The following is a 16,689-nucleotide window of genomic DNA, read 5'->3' as shown; positions in this document are numbered from 1 at the left end:
GCATCCGCACGGTTTGTAGCCAAGCTGTGACAGCTGGGGTCAGGAGTCGTAGAAGACCCGGTGGACCACCTGGCGGGCGCGGCGGGTCACCCGGCGGTAGTCGTCGAGGAAGTCCTCCGAGCCGTCGGGAGGGTAGCCGAGCATGCGGGCGATCAGCCTGCGCTCCCGGACGTCGGCCGGGAGGCTGTCGCCGGGACGGCCCTTGACCAGCATGACCGCGTCCCTGACGCGGGAGGCGAAGCGCCAGGCCTCCGCCAGCACGGCCGCGTCGGCACTCGTGAGCAGGTCCTCCGCCTCGGCCGCCCGCAGCGCCTCCAAGGTGCGGGTGGTCCGCAGCGCGGGATGCTGGTCCGCGCAGCGGAGCTGCAGCAGCTGCGCCACCCACTCGACGTCCGACAGGCCGCCGGGGCCCAGCTTGGTGTGCAGGGCGGGGTCGGCGCCGCGCGGCAGCCGTTCGGCCTCCATGCGGGCCTTGATCCGCCTGATCTCGCGTACGACGTCGTCGGGCAGGCCGTCAGGCGGGTAGCGCAGCTGGTCGATCACGGAGATGAACTCGGCGCCGAGCGCGGCGTCACCGGCGGAGAAGCGGGCCCGCAGCAGCGCCTGCGCCTCCCACGGAGACGACCAGCGCGCGTAGTAGGCGCGGTAGGAGGCCAGCGTACGGACGAGCGGGCCCTGCCTGCCCTCGGGGCGCAGGTCGGGGTCGATGAGCAGCGGCGGGTCGGGCGCGGGCAGGGCGAGCAGCCGGCGCAGCTCGTTGGCGACCGCGTACGCGGCGTCGGTGGCCTCGCGTTCGGTGGCGCCGGGCACGGGCGAGTGCACGAACATCACGTCGGCGTCGCTGGCGTAGGAGGACTCCATGCCGCCGAGCCGTCCCATCGCGATCACCGCGAACCTGGTCGGCAGCTCCGCCCGCCGCTCGACCTCGACCTTGCCGATCGCCACGTCCAGCGCGGCCTGGATGGTCACGTCGTTCAGCGACGACAGCGCCACCCCGACGTGCTCAATGCTCATAAGTCCAGAAATGTCGGCTACGGCCGTGCGGAACAGCTCCCGCCGCCGCAGCGCGCGAACGGCCGCCACCGCCGACTCCATGTCGGTCCCGTGCCTCGACACGGCGGCCGACGCCTCCTTCAGCAGCGCGTCCGGCGGGCGCGGGGACAAGCCCTCGTCGGAGCCCAGCAGCCCGACGGCGTCGGGCGCGTTCAGGAGCAGGCCGGTCGCGTAGCGGCTGGTGCCGAGCATCCGCGCCATCCGCGCCGCCACGGCCGTCTCGTCACGCAACAGCCGCAGATACCAGGGCGTGGCACCGAGCTTGTCGCTCACCTGGCGGAACCCGAGCAGCCCCGCGTCCGGGTCGGGCGCGTCGGCGAACCAGCCGAGCATGACCGGCAGCAGCGTCCGCTGGATCGCCGCCCGCCGCGAGACGCCCGTGGTCAGGGCTGCGATGTGGCGCAGGGCGCCGTTGGGGTCGACGTAGCCGAGCGCCTCCAGCCGGGCGGCCGCCGCCGTGGTGGACAGCCGGGACTCCGACTCGGGCAGCCGGGCCACCGCCTGCAACAGCGGCCGGTAGAACAGCTTCTCGTGCAGCCGCCGCGCCTCCCGCGCGTGGCGCCGCCACCTGGCGGTGAACTCCCCCACCGGGTCGGCGTGCATGCCGAGCGCGCGGCCCAGCCTGCGCAGGTCGCCGGGGTCCGACGGCAGGATGTGCGTACGGCGCAGCCGGTGCAGTTGCAGCAGGTGCTCCACCTGGCGCAGGAACGTGTACGCCTCGGCCAGCCCGCGCGAGTCCTCGCGGCCCACGTAGCCGCCCCGGGAGAGCGCGGCCAGGGCGGGCAGGGTGGCCTTGCGCCGCAGCAGCGGATCGAGCCGCCCGTGTACGAGCTGCAGCAACTGCACCGCGAACTCGATGTCACGCAACCCGCCGGGGCCCAGCTTGATCTGGCGTTCGCCCTCGGCCCGTACGTGGGACTCGACGCGGCGGCGCATGGCCTGCACGTCCTCGACGAAGTGGTCCCGGGTCGCCGCCGACCAGACGAACTCGTTGACCGCCTCGACGTAGGCCGCGCCCAGCGCGAGGTCGCCCGCCACCGGCCGCGCCTTGAGCAGCGCCTGGAACTCCCAGGTCTTGGCCCAGCGCCGGTAGTAGGCCAGGTGGCTGCCCAGCGTGCGTACCAGCGGCCCCGCCCGGCCTTCCGGCCGCAGCCCGGCGTCGACCTCCCACAGCGCGCCCTCCGGGGTGGTCGCGGTGCAGGCCCGCATCATGGCCTGGGCCAGCCGGGTGGCACCGCGCAGGGCCGCGGTCTCGTCGGCGCCCTCGCGCGGCTCGGCCACGAAGATCACGTCGACGTCGCTGATGTAGTTGAGCTCCCTGGCGCCCTGCTTGCCCATGCCGACCACCGCCAGCCGTACGTCACCGGCGTCGACCTCGGCCCGCGCGATGGCCAGCGCGGCCTCCAGCGCCGCGCCCGCGAGGTCGGACAGCTCGGCGGTGACGTCGGGCAGTCCGATCTGCCCGGTGAGGTCCCGCGCGGCCAGATGCAGCAGCCGCCCACGATAGGCGACCCGCAGCCTCACCAGCGAGTCGGGCTCCGACGCGCGCGGCTCGTCCTCCTCCGGCTCGGCGCCGACCGCGCGCAGCAGCTCCGCCCGCGCGTCTCCGAGCTCGGGCACGGCCAGCAGCCCGAGCTGTTCGGGATGGCGTACGAGATGCTCCCCCAAGGCGGCACTCACCCCGAGCACCGCGAGCACCCGGGCCTGGAGGTCTTCGTCCGCGCGCAGGGTGTCGAGCACGGTGGGCTCGCGCTCGGCGAGCCGGGTCAGGGAGGCGAGCGCCAGATCGGGGTCGGCCACGGCTACCAGTCCTTTGAGCAGGTCGTCCAGCTCGGTCCCCGACTGACGTACCAGGGTCGCGGCCCGTGCGCCGTCGGCGAAGCCGAGCTTTGCCAGGCGGGCGGCGGTGGACTCGATCCTTGGCACACCCCCATCTTGACAGCCCTCTGGTTCCGGAGCCTAAAGTTAAACGCAACGTTGCGTTGCATTTTGAATCGGGAGGTTCTGGGATGGATGGTGTGCCGGCGGCGGTGACGTGGGGGCTGCTCGCGGCCTGGGCGGTGCACGACGCGGAGGAGCTGGCCACGATGGCCCGCTGGACCCGCGAGGCCCGGCCGGAGCTGGAGCGGCGCTACCCGCGTGTTCCGTGGCAGCGGCTGGAGCTGTCGCAGCGGCAGGTCAACGTGGCGATCGGGCTGATGGGCGGCGTCATGGCCGGGGCGTCGGCCATGGGGGCGCGCACCGGAGGGCGTAGCCCGGTGTTCCAGGCGGTGCTGGCCGGGTTCGGCCTGCACGGGGTGGGCCATCTGGCGCAGTCGGCGGTCGCGCGTGGCTACACGCCTGGTGTGGTGACGGCGCCGGTGGTGGTGATCCCGTTCACGATGTGGGCGTGGCGGCAGCTCAGGGCGGCCGGCGTGCCGACGGCGAGCGGCCGGTCGGCCCTGGCCGGGCTGGCCGCCCTGCCGCTCGTCCTGGTCGGCGTCCACGCACTCGCCCACGCGCTCACCAAACAGCGCGTCCACCGCCGATCACTCACGCCGCGCCGCGCCCGCCGCCGGTAGCCCTAATCGACGCAGACCAGGAACTGGTCCGTGTCCCAGGGGCCGGCCAGGCCGGTCTCGTCCTCGGCCGCCCTCGTGGTCGCCTCGTTCAGCGCGGCCGACGGGAAGACGGCCGTCGGGATGACCTGGTTCTGCTGGCCGCCGTTGCCGACGCCCGTTCCCACGATGCGCTGGGCGGGGTTCGGGCAGGCGACGAGGGAGCTCTTGGGGCTGGCGGAGTTGCCCTGGAGCTGGGCGGGCATCTCCACCGCGTAGCCCGGCGGCTGGTCACCGCAGACGGCGAAGGCCGTCACCCGCCACCTTCCCGCGAACCCGCCCTCGGCCTCGTAGGCGTTGGCGAAGGTGAAGGCGTCCTGGAGACCGATCTCCGTCAGGAAGACCTTCCCGTCGCCGCCGTCGATCCGGCCGCCGGTGCCCAGCGCGACCTTGCCCGCCGGGCAGTTGACGGTCTGCGCGTCGCTGGGCGGGGAGCCCGGCGTTCCGCGCTGCATGAGGTAGACGAGCCCGGGAAGTCGCCCGCACACCGCGTACACCTTCAGCCGCCACTGACCGCCGAAGCCGTTGCCGTCCTCGTGCGCGGCGGCCTCGAAGTAGTGCCCGGAGCCATGGGCCACCGGCTCCAGCCGGGTGAGCACCACCTGGGCGGTGGCGTTCGGGGCCTGCCCCGCCGTGCCTCCCTCGATGGAGGCGCCACCGCTGATCACCCGCGTGCCGTGCGGGCAGCGGGCGCGGGCCGATTTCGCTTTCGCGGAGTCCTTGCCCGTCTGGGCCGAGACCCTGACGACCTGCGGGGCCGACCGCGCCGCCGCGTCCGCCACCGGCCCCGCCAAGGTCAGACCGATCGTCGCGCACACCGCCAGGGCCGCGCGCACTGCCGTGCGTCGTTTCATGACCGTCCTACCCCCCTCGATCGATGAGGCAGCGTAGGACGGCTCAAGAACCGACCGCGTCAGGGTACGACCTAGTGCATCCCCTGAATCGGCTCCCGGCCGAGATCCAGGACCACGCGCCCGAACGCCTCCGCCATCGGCCGCCAGGTGGCGACCAGCGCTTCCTCGGCCGCGACGACCGCCGCGTTGAGCTCGCGGGCCGAGTCGAGGCCCGAGGCCGTGGTCCACGTGGCGAAGATCTCCGGCGTGGCCTCCGGGTGGAACTGCACCGCCCAGGCCGCCTCGCCGAGCCGGTAGGCCTGGTTCGGGTACCGCGAGCCGGTCATCAGCGGCACCGCTCCCTCGGGCAGGCGGGCCATCACGTCCTGGTGGTACTGGACGGCCACGGCCGTGCCGGCGCCCGACAGCAGCGGATCGTCGGTCGCGGCGGGCAGCGCGACCACCTCGCACAGGCCCACCTCCAGCCCGGCGCCGCCCCGCTCCACGGTGCCGCCACAGGCCAGGGTCATCAGCTGCGCGCCGAGGCAGACGGCCAGCGTCGGCGTCCCCTCCTCGACGGAGCGGGCCAGCAGGTCGCGGGTGGCGGGCAGCCACGGGCAGCGCTCGTCCTCCCACGCGGCCGACTCCCCGCCGAGCACGATCAGCCCGTCGGCGGCCCGCTCGGGAATTTCCTCGCCCAAGTACGGGCGGACGACGTCGCAGACCGGCCCCAGCCAGCCGCCCAAATAGCCGAGCGGTGCGTCCGCCTCATGCTGAATGACCGTGATGCGCATAAGGAGTAATTTATCCGCCCAAAAACCTTTGCCACACCGCACGCATCAAACAGCCCGTGAGCGAACTGATCGACGGAGACCCTCAGCGGCTGGGCGGTTACTGGCTGGCCGGGCGGCTCGGCGCGGGCGGCCAGGGTGTGGTCTACGAGGGCTACGCCGAGGACGGCCGCCGCGTGGCGATCAAGGTGCTGTACGGCGACCAGCCGGCGCAACTGGCCAGGGAGGCGGCCGCGGCGCGGCGGGTGGCCGGGTTCTGCACCGCGAGCGTCCTGGAGGCCGAGCTGGAGGGGCCCAGGCCGTACATCGTCAGCGAGTACGTCCAGGGCCCCAGCCTGCGTAAGACCGTCATGGAGGGACGCCGCTTCGGCGGCGGCGACCTGCACCGGCTCGCCACGGCCGTGGCCACCGCGCTGACCGCCATCCACGACGCCGGGGTGATCCACCGCGACCTGAAGCCCGACAACGTGCTGCTCGGCCCGGACGGCCCCCGGGTGATCGACTTCGGCATCGCGCGGACCGCGGAGATGTCGCTCACCGCGACGGGCCTGGTGACGGGCACGCCCACGTACATGGCGCCCGAGGTGTTTGGCGGGCAGCGGGCCGGGACGCCCGCCGACGTGTTCGCCTGGGGCGCGGTCATGGTGTACGCGGCCAGCGGCACCGACCCGTTCGAGGCCGAGAACCTGGGCGCGGTCATGCACCGGGTGCTGTCGGCCCGTCCCGATCTGAGCGTGCTGCCCGCGACGCTGCGGCCGCTGGTGGCCGCGGCGCTCAGCAAGGACCCGTTGGAGCGCCCGTCCGCCCGTGAGCTGCTGCTGGCCCTGGTGAGCGCCGAGGGCGGCCTCGACACCGGCCTGCTGCTCGCCGCGGGCGGCAAGGAAGCCGCGCGGGCGGGCGTCCCCGCCCACGATCCCGCGCTGGGCACCCTGGCCGAGGAGGCGTACGCGCTGCTCGCCCCGGACGAGCGCGAGCTCGCGCCCGAGGTCTTCCTCCGGCTGGTCACGCTGAGCGAGCAGGGCGGCCTCGCGGTACGGCGGGCGCAGCTGGCCGAGCTCGTCGAGGGCCGGCCGCTGCCCGAGGTCTCGTCGGTCACCCGGATCCTGGAGGTGTTCGGCTACCTGCTGTCCAGGGAGGGCGAGGAGGTCTGGCTGGCCCGCCCCGCCCTGCCACTCGCCTGGCCGCGCTTTCGCCGCTGGGTCGACGCCAACCGGGACGGCCTGGCCGTACACCGGGAGATCCTGAGCGCCGCGCAGCGGTGGAATCGGGCCGGGCGCAGGGACGGCGACCTGTTCCAGGGCAGCAGCCTGGAGAACGCGCTGCGGTGGGCGGCCACGGCCCGCCGGAACATCACCCTGTCCACCGCCGAACGCGACTTCCTCGACGCGGGCGCCGATCTGTCCAGGCGCAGGAGCAGGCGGACCAGGCTCGTCTCCCTCAGCCTGGCGGCGCTGCTGGTGATCTCGCTGCTGGCGACCGGCCTGGCCGTCCAGCAGAGCGCGCTCGCCGGCGAGCGGGCCGACCGGATCGCCGCGCAGCGTGACCAGGCGGAGGCGGCGCGGCTGGCGCAGTTCGCGGGCACGCTGCGCAAGAGCGACCCGAGGGCGGCGATGCTGCTGAGCGTGGCCGCCTGGCGGCTGGACCGGACCCCGCAGACCAGGGCCGCGCTGACCGCTTCGCTGGCGCAGCGCGAGGTGGCCGTGTTCAAGAATCCCGTCGCCTCCGGTGACGCGCTGCGGCTGCTGAGCGGCGACGGCCGGACGCTGGCCAGCGTGAGCGACGACGCGGTGCGGCTCTGGGACGTACGCACCGGCGGACGGACCGGCGGCATCGCCCGGCTGGGCCTGGCGGGCGAGCGGCCCCTGACCGCCGCCCTCTCCCCCACCGGCCGGAACCTGCTGGTCGTCACCGGGAAGCGGGCGCGGGTGTGGGACCTGCGTACCGGCAAGTCCACCGGGACGTGGACGTTCGGCCATGACGTGGGCGACGACACGGGCACATCGGTCGGCGTCCGGTACCGGACAACCGACCGCTACGCGCTGATCCGCCTCGACCAGCACGAATACACCTGGGACCTACGAACCGGCACCCGGACGAAGGACCCGCTCACCGCGCGCCCGGTCGTCTCACCCGACGGCAAGTCGACCGTGCGGCCGGTGGGCGGAAAGCTGCGGATCACGGACCGCGCGGGCGGACCGGCGGCGACCCTCGGGAACGAGACCGACATCTGGAACGGCGGCGAGGTGACCTTCAGCGCCGACGGGCGGCTGCTCGCCTCGGTGACCGGGCAGAACATCCAGGTCTGGCGGGCGTACGACCGGCTGCTCACCACGCTGACCCTGCCCAGTGGCACGGAGGACGACTCCGTGCCGCTGCCTCAGGCCGGCTTCGAGGGCCACACGCTGCGCTATCTCAGCGAGGACCGCGTCTTCACCGTGGACCTGAGCGACCTCGCGGTGCGCGCGCCGAAGCAGGCGCCCTCGTGGTCGTGGGCGAAGTTCGGTCCCGGCGGGCGGCAGGTCCTGAGCTCCGAGGACGGCTACCAGGTCTCCCTCGCCGATCCGCGCGGGCCACTCGGCGCCCCGGTGCTGAAGAGGCCCGATTCCGACCCGGCGGAGGCCGCGGCGATCAGCCCCGACGGGCGGCTGGCCGCGGTGGGCGGCATCAGCGGGTTCACGGTTGTCGACACCGGCACGCGGCGCACGCTCGCGAAGGCGGCGCCCAGCGGTGACCTGGCGGACTACGAGACCTCCTTCCTGGCCTTCAGCCCCGACGGCACGAAACTGGTCACCGGGCTGCGCTACGTCGACGGGGACGTGTCCACCCGGTACGCGGTGAGCGTCTGGGACTGGAAGTCGAAGCGCCAGTTGTGGTCGGCCACGGTGGGCGAGGTGCACGACGCCGACTTCTCCCCCGACGGCAAGGTGCTGGCGGTGGGGTCCGGCGAGCAGCACCTGTTCGACGCGGCGTCGGGCCGGCGGCTGGGCAAGCCGTTCGGGGGCACCGGCCAGGGCACGACCGTCACCGACGTGCTCTTCACCCACGACGGCAGGTCGCTGGCGGTCGTGGACTCCCGCGGTCGCGTCAGCGTGTTCGACACCGCCACCAGGCAGCGGGTACGCCAGGTCGCCCTGGGCCCGCTCGCGGGCGAGGACGTCGCGGCCAGGTCACCCCGCGCGGACGTGGTCGCGCTGGTCACGCACGACCACCGGGTACGGCTCGTCGACCTGGCCGCCGCCGCGGACCTGGGCACGCTCGGCGACGGCGACGACCGCGGCGACCTTTACGGCCCGGTGTTCACCGCGGACGGCTCGGAGGTGATCACACTGGGCCAGACGGGGACCGTGCGCGAGCAGCCGGTCGAGCCGGGCAAGGTGGTGGCCGCGATCTGCGCCCGCGCCGGCCGGTCGCTGAGCCCCGGCGAGTGGCGAAGCTTCGTGCCAGGAGTGCCGTACCAGAAGGTTTGTCCGTAAGATCCGGCTATGAGGCTCGACGAGGTCGATGGCATGCGGGTGGCCACGTTCGGTACGGGATCGCGCCTGATCATCGCGGTGCACGGGATCACCGCCTCGCTGATGGCCTGGGCCACGGTGGCGCGGTTCCTGCCCGGGGACTGGTCTCTGGTGGCGATGGACCTGCGCGGCCGTGGGCACAGCGCGGCGCTGCCCGGCCCGTACGGACTGGCCAGGCACGCCGAGGACGTGCTGCGCGTGGCCGACCACGTCGGCGCTGGACCGGAGACCGTGCTGACCGGGCACTCCATGGGCGCCTACATCGCGGCGCTGGCCGCGGCCGAACGCGACTTCGCGCGGGTGGTGCTGGTCGACGGCGGGCTCCCGCTGCCCATGCCCGGGGGCGCCGATCCCGACGCGGTCCTGGAGGCCAGCCTGGGACCGGCCGTGGAGCGGCTGCGCCGGACGTTCCCGTCACCGGAGGCGTACGTCGGCTTCTTCAAGGAACACCCGGCCTTCCGCCGCGGCTGGACCGCCGACGTCGAGGCGTACGTCCGCTACGACCTGACCGGGGACGAAGGCGCGCTGCGCTCGCGCGTGGCCGGTGAGGCGGTGCGGGAGGACGGGCGCTGGCTGTTCACCGAGTCCGCGCGCATCGGCGCGGCGCTGGCCGCGATCCGGGCGCCGCTCTCGCTGATCAGGGCGCCGCGCGGGCTGCTCGACCAGGAGAGCGGCATGCTGCCCGACGCGCTGGCGGCCACGTGGACCGCGCGCCTGCCCGGCCTCGCCGACGAGGTGATCCCGGACTGCAACCACTACACGATCATGTTCGACGACCGCTGCGCCTCGATCGTCGCCGACCGGCTCACCTCCCGCTGAGAACGCGGACGGCCCGGCACGATTCCGTGCCGGGCCGTCACGCTTTTCTCACGCTTCGCGTGGAGCGATCCAGGTGGCGCGGGCGGCGGCCACCAGCGTGCCGTCCACCTCGTAGATCGCGCTCTCGCCGAACAGCTTGCGCCCCTCGCGGCCGGTCGCGCGGGCCACGACGGAGTAGGCCCCGCCCGCGTACAGCCGCCGGTGGATCTGTACGGCCAGCCGCCCGAGCAGCGCCGACTCGCCGGGCCCGAAGTGGGCCCAGCCGGTGATGCAGTCGAGCGCCGCGCCCACGACGGAGGCGGGCACGCCGTCCTCCTCGGCCACTGTGAACGGCACCAACCACCCGGCGGCCACCAGGTCGGTCCCCTCCACCGGGCCGGGGAAGATCCGCAGCCCGTCACCCGGCTCGCGCAGCCCGCAGGCGAAGCACTCGGGGAAGGCGTGGCCCCGCCAGCCGGCGAACCCGGCCTCGGCGCGGGCGGCGTCGTTGAACGGCACGAACGCGGGCGCCGTCAGGTCCTCGGCCACCGGGATGGCCTCGACCAGGAGCTTGTCACCCTCGTGGAGGGAAACCGTGTTGGCGACGTGCTCCAGGCACAGGTCGGTCTCCAGAGGGGTGGGCGCGTGCAGCGTGACCTCGACCGCTGATCGATGGCCGCCCAACGCCTCCGCCATGGTCCCGGCTATCCAGCCGCCGTTGGCGACTCCCGCCGGTCCCCTGAAGCGCTCAGGAACGGTCAACACGGTCTGCAGGGCAGCCGTCGTCATGCCACACCCTCCAACATCGCCCTATATGGCGAAATATCCGAAAAGTCTCTTTGGAACGGACCGATTTTAGCGGACGATCAGTTTCCTCACGCCCTCCAGGAGCTTTCGTCCCACCTCATAACACCCCAGAGGCGAGCAAAACTTCCCAGCGATGACCCGGGCTGCGCCGGGTTCTTCATGTCCGTAAGATACGACGCCTACTTTGCACGGACGTTACCTAGGAGCCAGAAGTGACGATGCTCACTCGTAGGAGCCTGCTCAAGGCGGGGGCCGTCGCCGTACCCGCCGCCGCGATGACCGCTCGGCCGGCACTCGCCGCGCCCGTCCCGGTGGTGGAGACCTCAGGGACCGCTCCCGCGTCCTTGGCCGGGTTCGACAATGTGATCAAGTCGTTCGTGAAGGAACGCGAGATCTCCTGCGCCCAGTTGGCGGTCATGAAGAGCGGCAAGATCGTCCTGGCCCGCGGCTATCGCTACAACACCGGTGCCCAGGCGCTGCCCACCGTGACGCCGACGTCGCTGTTCCGCATCGCCAGCCTGAGCAAGAACATCACCTCCGCCGCCATCATGCGGCTGGTGCAGGACGGCAAGCTGAGCCTTTCGGCCAAGGTGACCACGCTGCTCGGCCTCACCCCCGCCGACACCCGGATGAACCAGGTCACCGTGCTCAGGCTGATGCAGCACCTGGGCGGCTGGGACCGTGACACCTCCAAGCAGGACCAGCTCTGGCTGGACCACACGATCTCGGCCGCGCTGGACGTGCCGCTGCCGATCAGCCACGCCGACATCATCAAGTACGCCACCGGCCGGCAGCTCGACTTCGCCCCCGGGTCGAAGATGGTCTACAGCAACTACGGCTACATGCTGCTGGGCCGGATCATCGAGAAGGTGTCGGGCCTGTCGTACGAGACGTACGTCAAGACGAAGCTGCTCAAGCCGCTCGGCATCACGCGGATGCGGCTCGGCAGGAGCCTGCGGACCGAGGCCGCGTCCGGCGAGGTGATCTACCAGTCCCAGTACACCAACAAGACGGTCTTGGACGACTCGGGCACCGTCGTGCCGTACCCGTACGGCGGCTTCAACATGCCCAACCAGGACGCCAACGGCGGCTGGCTGGCCTCGGCCGTGGACCTCGTCCGGTGGACGCTCGCCTTCGACCGGCCGGGCACGGTGCTGAGCTCGGCGTCGATCGCCAAGCTGGTCGCCAAGCCGGAGATCGGCGTCAACTCCTCCGGCGCCTGGTACGGCGGCGGCTGGTGGGTCAGGCAGGTGACCGGGCACCTCAACACCTGGCACAACGGCTCGATGCCGGGCACGTTCTCGTACCTGGCGCGGCTGCAGAACGGCTGGAGCTATGCGGCGATCTTCAACCGGCGCGAAGAGACCGGAACCCCGGACTTCGACGTGATCGACGGCCAGATGAACAACGTCAGGATCACCACCTGGCCGACGACGGACCTGACCTCGAAGTACTTCTGACCTCCGGCGGCTGCGGAATTCCGGTTGCCTCACCGCGTACCGGGCCAGAACCATGGGGATGTGGTGCGATTGGCCTTTGGGGTGGTGTCCGGGCGGGACCAGGAGGTGTGGGACGTCCGTGGCCGTCCCGCGAGCGATTCCCCCGGGTCCGCGGTGGTCGTGGGCCCGGCCGGCGGCGATCCCCGGAGCTCGGCGGCCGAACTGGCCCGCCTGATCGAGGCGGGCGGCGTGGCGGTCGCCGGGGCCGGGATCGAGCTGCGGCCGGGCTTCAGGTCCGCGCGGCTCGACGGAGCCGGGGGCGACCGGCGGGATGCCGTGCTGGCGGCGCTCAGGACGCTGGGCGTGGCGGGGATGAGCCGGTTCGGGGAGCGGACCGGCATCCTGGTGGCCCTGTTCGGACCGGCCACGACCAAGCGGGTGGCCGCGGCCGCCGGCCAGGCCGTGATCGACGGACGCTGGCCGGCGCTCCAGCTCGCCTCGGCGGCCAGCGACCTGCTCGGGCCCGAACAGCTCGAACGCCTCCTCGCGCTGAGCACCCCTCCCGGGCGACCGGACCCGATGGGACGCGTCACACCGTCCGCCCTGGCCGCCCACCTGGCTCGCGTGCTGAGCCCCTTCCCCGGCCCGAGGCGGCTGGAGCTGCTGCTCGACCTGTGGGACCAGGTAGCCGCGCACCAGGCGGAGCTCGAGCGTGAGCAGCGGATCATGGCCACCCAGGCCCGCGAGAGCAGGCTGCCCGAGCTGACCCGGCGCTACCGCGGCCACGAGGACGAACTGCTGCTCGACGAGGTCCGCACGGAGCTGGGCCCGGACCCCTCACTGGCCCAGGTCGCCCGCTGGACCCCACAGCCCTGGCACTGGGCTCACATGATGCACCGGGTGCTCGACAACGCGCTGGCCGCGACCGTGCTGCTCCGCACCGCGGTCGCGGTGGCCGAGCACGGCGTGCCGGACGGCCTGGCCCGCTGCCGCGACCAGCTGGTGGCCGCCGCCGCCCGGCTCGACGATAAGGCGGCGGGCCGGGCCGCCCGCCGGGTCCCCGGTCTGTGCGGCCTGCCCGCCCGGCCCGGCTGTTACGTCCGCGACCTGGCGAGAAGGGCCGACCCGCCCGAGCAGTACGTCAGGCAGCGGCTGGCCAGAGCCCGCGAGTTCGGGCTCGTCGTCCTCGAGGCCGTCCCCGAGCTGCTGGCGGCCGGCGGTGGCCGATTAGGGCCGTGGGCCTGCACCGACCTGCGCAAATGGCGCGAAGCGGTCGGCTACACCGCCATCAGGCCGCCGCGATCCTGGGAGCAGATCCCAGTCGCCGGTCAGCGGGAGTCGCTCGCGCGACGGCTGGCGGCGCAGCCGGACGCGGTGCCGTACGCGGTGGAAGAGGCCGGTGACCTGCTCTGGTACGGCGAGCTCGCCGACGCGGTCGCCCGCCTGCACGGCCACGAGGCCGCCACCGTCACCCACCTCGGCCCGGAGGCACCGGAGGTCACCGTCGACCCGCCGCCCGGCGAGCCAGCCCCACTGGATCCGCGCCTCGACTCGCTGCCGCTGGCGGTGGCGGGCGCCGCGCAACTGGTCGCGCTGGGCGCGCGGGCGCCCCGGCGCTGCCGTACCTGGAAAGAGCTGGTCGAAGGGCTCATAGGCGACGTGGACCTGGCGCAGGCGCTGACCGGGGCCTTCCAGGTGCCGGAGCCGCTGACCGCCGTGGACGGCCAGGAGGTCCCCGGCACCGGGCTCCGCGTCGAGCTGGCGCGTGGCCCGCGCACGCTCGCCGAATGGTCGGCGTACATGGGCAACTGCATCGCCTCCCCCATCTACGTGGAGGAGGCGACGGCCGGGAAGTGCGGGCTGCTGGCGCTGCGCGACCGCGACGGCGTCATCGCCGTCAACGTGGAGCTTCAGCTGTCGACGCGGCGCTGGCATGTGGCCGAGATGAAGGCCAGGTTCAACACCGAACCGGAGCCTGGGGTGGGCGAGCAGGTGCTGCGGTTCGTGGCGGGAATCGCGCCGCCTGCCCTGCCGGAGCAGGCCCCCGCACCCCGGATACCCGGCGAACGGCTGCCTGCCAGGCGCCCACGGAACCAGGCCTTCCGCGATCTGGCCGAACCGCTGGCGACCCTGGCCGCGCAGACGATGGCCGCCCCGTCGGCCGTGTGGGCGATCCGCGTACTGGAGTCGCTGGACGCCGCCGACGACGGCAGTGGTGGTGGCCCGGGCGGCGAGGTGCTGGTCGCGTTGCGGAGGATGCGGCCCGGACGACTCGCTGAGACCTGCCGCACCGCGCTGGCGGCGGCCCGGCTCGGCGAGGTGTGGGCGGCGACGCGGGTGCGTCCGCTGGCCGGCGCGATCGAGCGGCTGGATCCCGGGCTCCGCGACCGCTACGACCAGCTCGGCCTGCTGCTGGTGGACGCGCCGCTGCCCGGCTCGCTGCGCGGGCTGGCCCGGCACCGGGCGATCGCTCCCGCACGGACGGCGGAGCTGGTCGTACGCCGGATCAGGGCGGCCATCGGCCGGCTCGCGCGCGCGGCGGACCCGGTGCTGGCCCAGGCCATCGGCCGGGGCGCGGACACCGACGTCCTCTGCGCCCTCGTCATCGCCACCACGATCTGGCCGCTCGAAACGGTCCCGGTGACCGAGCCCGCCCACACCAGCGTGCCGGGCTTCCCCGCGTCCACCCTCTCCGACGAAGACGGCCCGTGGCACCGCGCGCTCCCGGCCGCCGCCGAACTGGGCGCCGACCTCACCACGTTCTGGGACCGCGTCGCCACCGGCGGCCTGCGCGTCCCACCCACGTGGCTCGGCCACGGCGGCTGGCCCGCCCTGTGGAACCGAGCCGCCAGGAACACCCGCAGGACCGACCGCACGGTCTGAGGACCGCGACAGCCAGCCACCACGAGGCCACGACCCGCGACTGAAGTATCCTGGCAGGGGTAGCTGATGTGGACTGCGACTTCTCCCCGCCAGTACTTCACGTGTGTTGGAGGGAAGCCATGAAAATCATCATCGCCGCCGCCGGATTGTCGCTGATCCCCATGTTCGGAATGACCTCCACCTGGGATGGCGCCGACCGGCACGAGGTGAGCAGATCCCAATACGAGGTCCTGATCGGTCAATGCCGGTATGCCGACTCCTCGCACGCACGATCGAGGTGCCGCACAGCGGTCAGGACGAACTACCGCGTGGGAAGTCGTGATCCCAACCTGGATTGCCGGACTTATTCCAGCGTGACCGTGTGCGGCACGTTGCACCTGAGCAGTGGCGAACGCGCCTGCGTGCGCGACTCCGTGGCCAGGCACCTGTCTTTCCGCCGGTCCGAGGTCGAGTGCTACGCGTTCCAATGATCGCCACGTTGAAGACATAGTCGTGGGCACCAGCTGTCTGGTGCCCACGACCCGAGCTGAGGACGTCTCACGTCTTCTTTCTGCTGCTGGTCCCCCTGGCTGTGGCGGTGGTCGTCCTCGGGGCCTTCGCGCCGCCGCCCTTGGCGTTGGTGGTGTACTGCTCCAGGACCTTCATGATCTCGGGAGTCAGCGCCTCCGCCAGTGCGGGCGCGAGAGCGTCCGCCAGAGCCGAGGCCAGAACCTGGGCGAGCAGGACCCTTTCGATGGCCGAGGACTTCAGCATCGCGCGCGGTGCTGAAGTAAGGGCCGTTTCGATCAGGGTGGCCATGGAGTCCCCGCCGCGGGCGAGAACCTTGGTGGACTGGCTGGCCTCGTTGAGGATGTCGCGAATGGCGTTGTCGATCAGCGACTCCACCGGGTCATGCTCGGTCGGATCGGCGGCTTCCCCTGACGCCATGAGTTGCTCCTCTGCGGTCGATGTGATCTGTCTGCCGGTGATCGGAATCGCGCCACTATCGGTTGGCGAGGGCGGCGAGCAGCAGCGGGTGGTCGATACCGCCCTCCTCCTCGCTTTCCCCGCGGCGACGCATCAGCATCGCGAGCAGCAGCGGGTGATTGATACCGCTCTCCTCGCCTCCCCTGCGCCGACGCATGAGAGCGGCGAGCAGAAGCGGGTGGTCGATGCCACTCTCTTCCTCGCCCTCCCTGCGACGACGCATCAGCATCGCGAGCAGCAGCGGGTGATTGATACCGCTCTCCTCGCCTCCCCTGCGCCGACGCATGAGAGCGGCGAGCAGAAGCGGGTGGTCGATGCCACTCTCTTCCTCGCCCTCCCCGCGGCGACGCATCAGCATCGCGAGCAGCAGCGGGTGATTGATACCGCTCTCCTCGCCTCCCCTGCGCCGACGCATGAGAGCGGCGAGCAGAAGCGGGTGGTCGATGCCACTCTCTTCCTCGCCCTCCCTGCGACGACGCATCAGCATCGCGAGCAGCAGCGGGTGATTGATACCGCTCTCCTCGCCTCCCCTGCGCCGACGCATGAGAGCGGCGAGCAGAAGCGGGTGGTCGATGCCACTCTCTTCCTCGCCCTCCCCGCGGCGACGCATCAGCATCGCGAGCAGCAGCGGGTGGTCGATACCGCTCTCCTCGCCATGTTCGCGGCGTGCGGCAAGCGCGGCGAGTAGCAGGGCTTCCAGAGGGCGTCCTTCGCCCTCGGTCGTCTCGGTCCGCTGGGCCTCTGCGGTAGCGGTCATGGAATGTCCTTTCATGCGCCTATATGGCGCACCAGGTTGGAATTCGGGATACATCGACCCGATACCCGAGGCCCATGAAATGTATTCACAAAGGATGTCTAAAGAAAACCTTGCCCTTTTTCACTTTTGCGGGTCGACGGCGTGCAGCTAAATGGAATTCCCAATAATCACCAAAACCAAGGGCCGCACATGGGAATCCATTGATATACGACAAGGCGCCCTGCCACTGAGAGGACTCTCAGTGGCAGGGCGC

The 16,689-nt window shown here is 72.3% G+C and carries 12 protein-coding genes; 6 read left to right on the top strand and 6 right to left on the bottom strand.

The annotated features are described in order from the left end of the window. Positions 1-39: 39 nt before the first annotated feature. A complete protein-coding gene (locus KME78_RS29620; protein ID WP_219532680.1) occupies positions 40-2,979 on the bottom strand; it encodes a bifunctional [glutamine synthetase] adenylyltransferase/[glutamine synthetase]-adenylyl-L-tyrosine phosphorylase in 2,940 nt (979 codons plus the stop codon). 83 nt (positions 2,980-3,062) lie between these two features. Here KME78_RS29620 and KME78_RS29615 point away from each other — a divergent pair, with 83 nt between their 5' ends. Next, positions 3,063-3,614, top strand: a complete 552-nt coding sequence (locus tag KME78_RS29615) for an HXXEE domain-containing protein (protein ID WP_219532679.1) — start codon at positions 3,063-3,065, stop codon at positions 3,612-3,614. Between the two features lie 2 nt (positions 3,615-3,616). Here the strand turns inward: KME78_RS29615 and KME78_RS29610 are convergent, their stop codons facing one another. Both KME78_RS29610 and KME78_RS29605 read right to left on the bottom strand, forming a co-directional pair. After that, on the bottom strand, positions 3,617-4,504 hold the full coding sequence (locus KME78_RS29610) for a hypothetical protein (protein WP_219532678.1): 888 nt from the start codon (positions 4,502-4,504) through the stop codon (positions 3,617-3,619). A 71-nt stretch (positions 4,505-4,575) separates the two neighbouring features. Then, positions 4,576-5,277: a type 1 glutamine amidotransferase gene (locus tag KME78_RS29605; protein WP_219532677.1), complete on the bottom strand. Its 702-nt coding sequence runs from the start codon at positions 5,275-5,277 to the stop codon at positions 4,576-4,578. A 56-nt stretch (positions 5,278-5,333) separates the two neighbouring features. Here KME78_RS29605 and KME78_RS29600 point away from each other — a divergent pair, with 56 nt between their 5' ends. Continuing rightward, complete coding sequence (locus KME78_RS29600; protein WP_219532676.1) at positions 5,334-8,747, top strand: serine/threonine-protein kinase; 3,414 nt, start codon at positions 5,334-5,336, stop codon at positions 8,745-8,747. Between the two features lie 9 nt (positions 8,748-8,756). Next, positions 8,757-9,605 (top strand): alpha/beta hydrolase, encoded by an 849-nt coding sequence (locus KME78_RS29595; protein WP_219532675.1) that lies wholly within the window; start codon positions 8,757-8,759, stop codon positions 9,603-9,605. Between the two features lie 48 nt (positions 9,606-9,653). Here the strand turns inward: KME78_RS29595 and KME78_RS29590 are convergent, their stop codons facing one another. After that, positions 9,654-10,373: a hotdog fold domain-containing protein gene (locus KME78_RS29590; RefSeq protein WP_219532674.1), complete on the bottom strand. Its 720-nt coding sequence runs from the start codon at positions 10,371-10,373 to the stop codon at positions 9,654-9,656. Positions 10,374-10,609: 236 nt separating this feature from the next. Between KME78_RS29590 and KME78_RS29585 the strand changes: the two genes are divergently transcribed. The 3 genes from KME78_RS29585 to KME78_RS29575 all read left to right on the top strand — a co-directional run bounded on the left by KME78_RS29585 (position 10,610) and on the right by KME78_RS29575 (position 15,183). Next, positions 10,610-11,851 (top strand): serine hydrolase domain-containing protein, encoded by a 1,242-nt coding sequence (locus KME78_RS29585; RefSeq protein ID WP_246652067.1) that lies wholly within the window; start codon positions 10,610-10,612, stop codon positions 11,849-11,851. A 63-nt stretch (positions 11,852-11,914) separates the two neighbouring features. After that, positions 11,915-14,713, top strand: coding sequence for a hypothetical protein (locus KME78_RS29580; RefSeq protein ID WP_219532672.1), 2,799 nt, complete (start codon positions 11,915-11,917; stop codon positions 14,711-14,713). A gap of 119 nt (positions 14,714-14,832) precedes the next feature. Further along, the gene (locus tag KME78_RS29575; protein ID WP_246652066.1) at positions 14,833-15,183 is read left to right on the top strand and encodes a hypothetical protein; all 351 of its coding nucleotides are present in this window, start codon (positions 14,833-14,835) and stop codon (positions 15,181-15,183) included. Positions 15,184-15,250: 67 nt separating this feature from the next. Here KME78_RS29575 and KME78_RS29570 read toward each other — a convergent pair whose 3' ends face one another. Next, positions 15,251-15,640, bottom strand: coding sequence for a hypothetical protein (locus KME78_RS29570; RefSeq protein WP_219532671.1), 390 nt, complete (start codon positions 15,638-15,640; stop codon positions 15,251-15,253). Positions 15,641-15,695: 55 nt separating this feature from the next. Continuing rightward, positions 15,696-16,436: a hypothetical protein gene (locus tag KME78_RS29565; RefSeq protein ID WP_219532670.1), complete on the bottom strand. Its 741-nt coding sequence runs from the start codon at positions 16,434-16,436 to the stop codon at positions 15,696-15,698. Positions 16,437-16,689 lie beyond the last annotated feature (253 nt).

The organism is Nonomuraea guangzhouensis, assembly GCF_019396345.1.
GTDB classification, from domain to species: Bacteria; Actinomycetota; Actinomycetes; order Streptosporangiales; family Streptosporangiaceae; genus Nonomuraea; species Nonomuraea guangzhouensis.
This window is presented reverse-complemented; position numbering and strand designations above follow the sequence as displayed.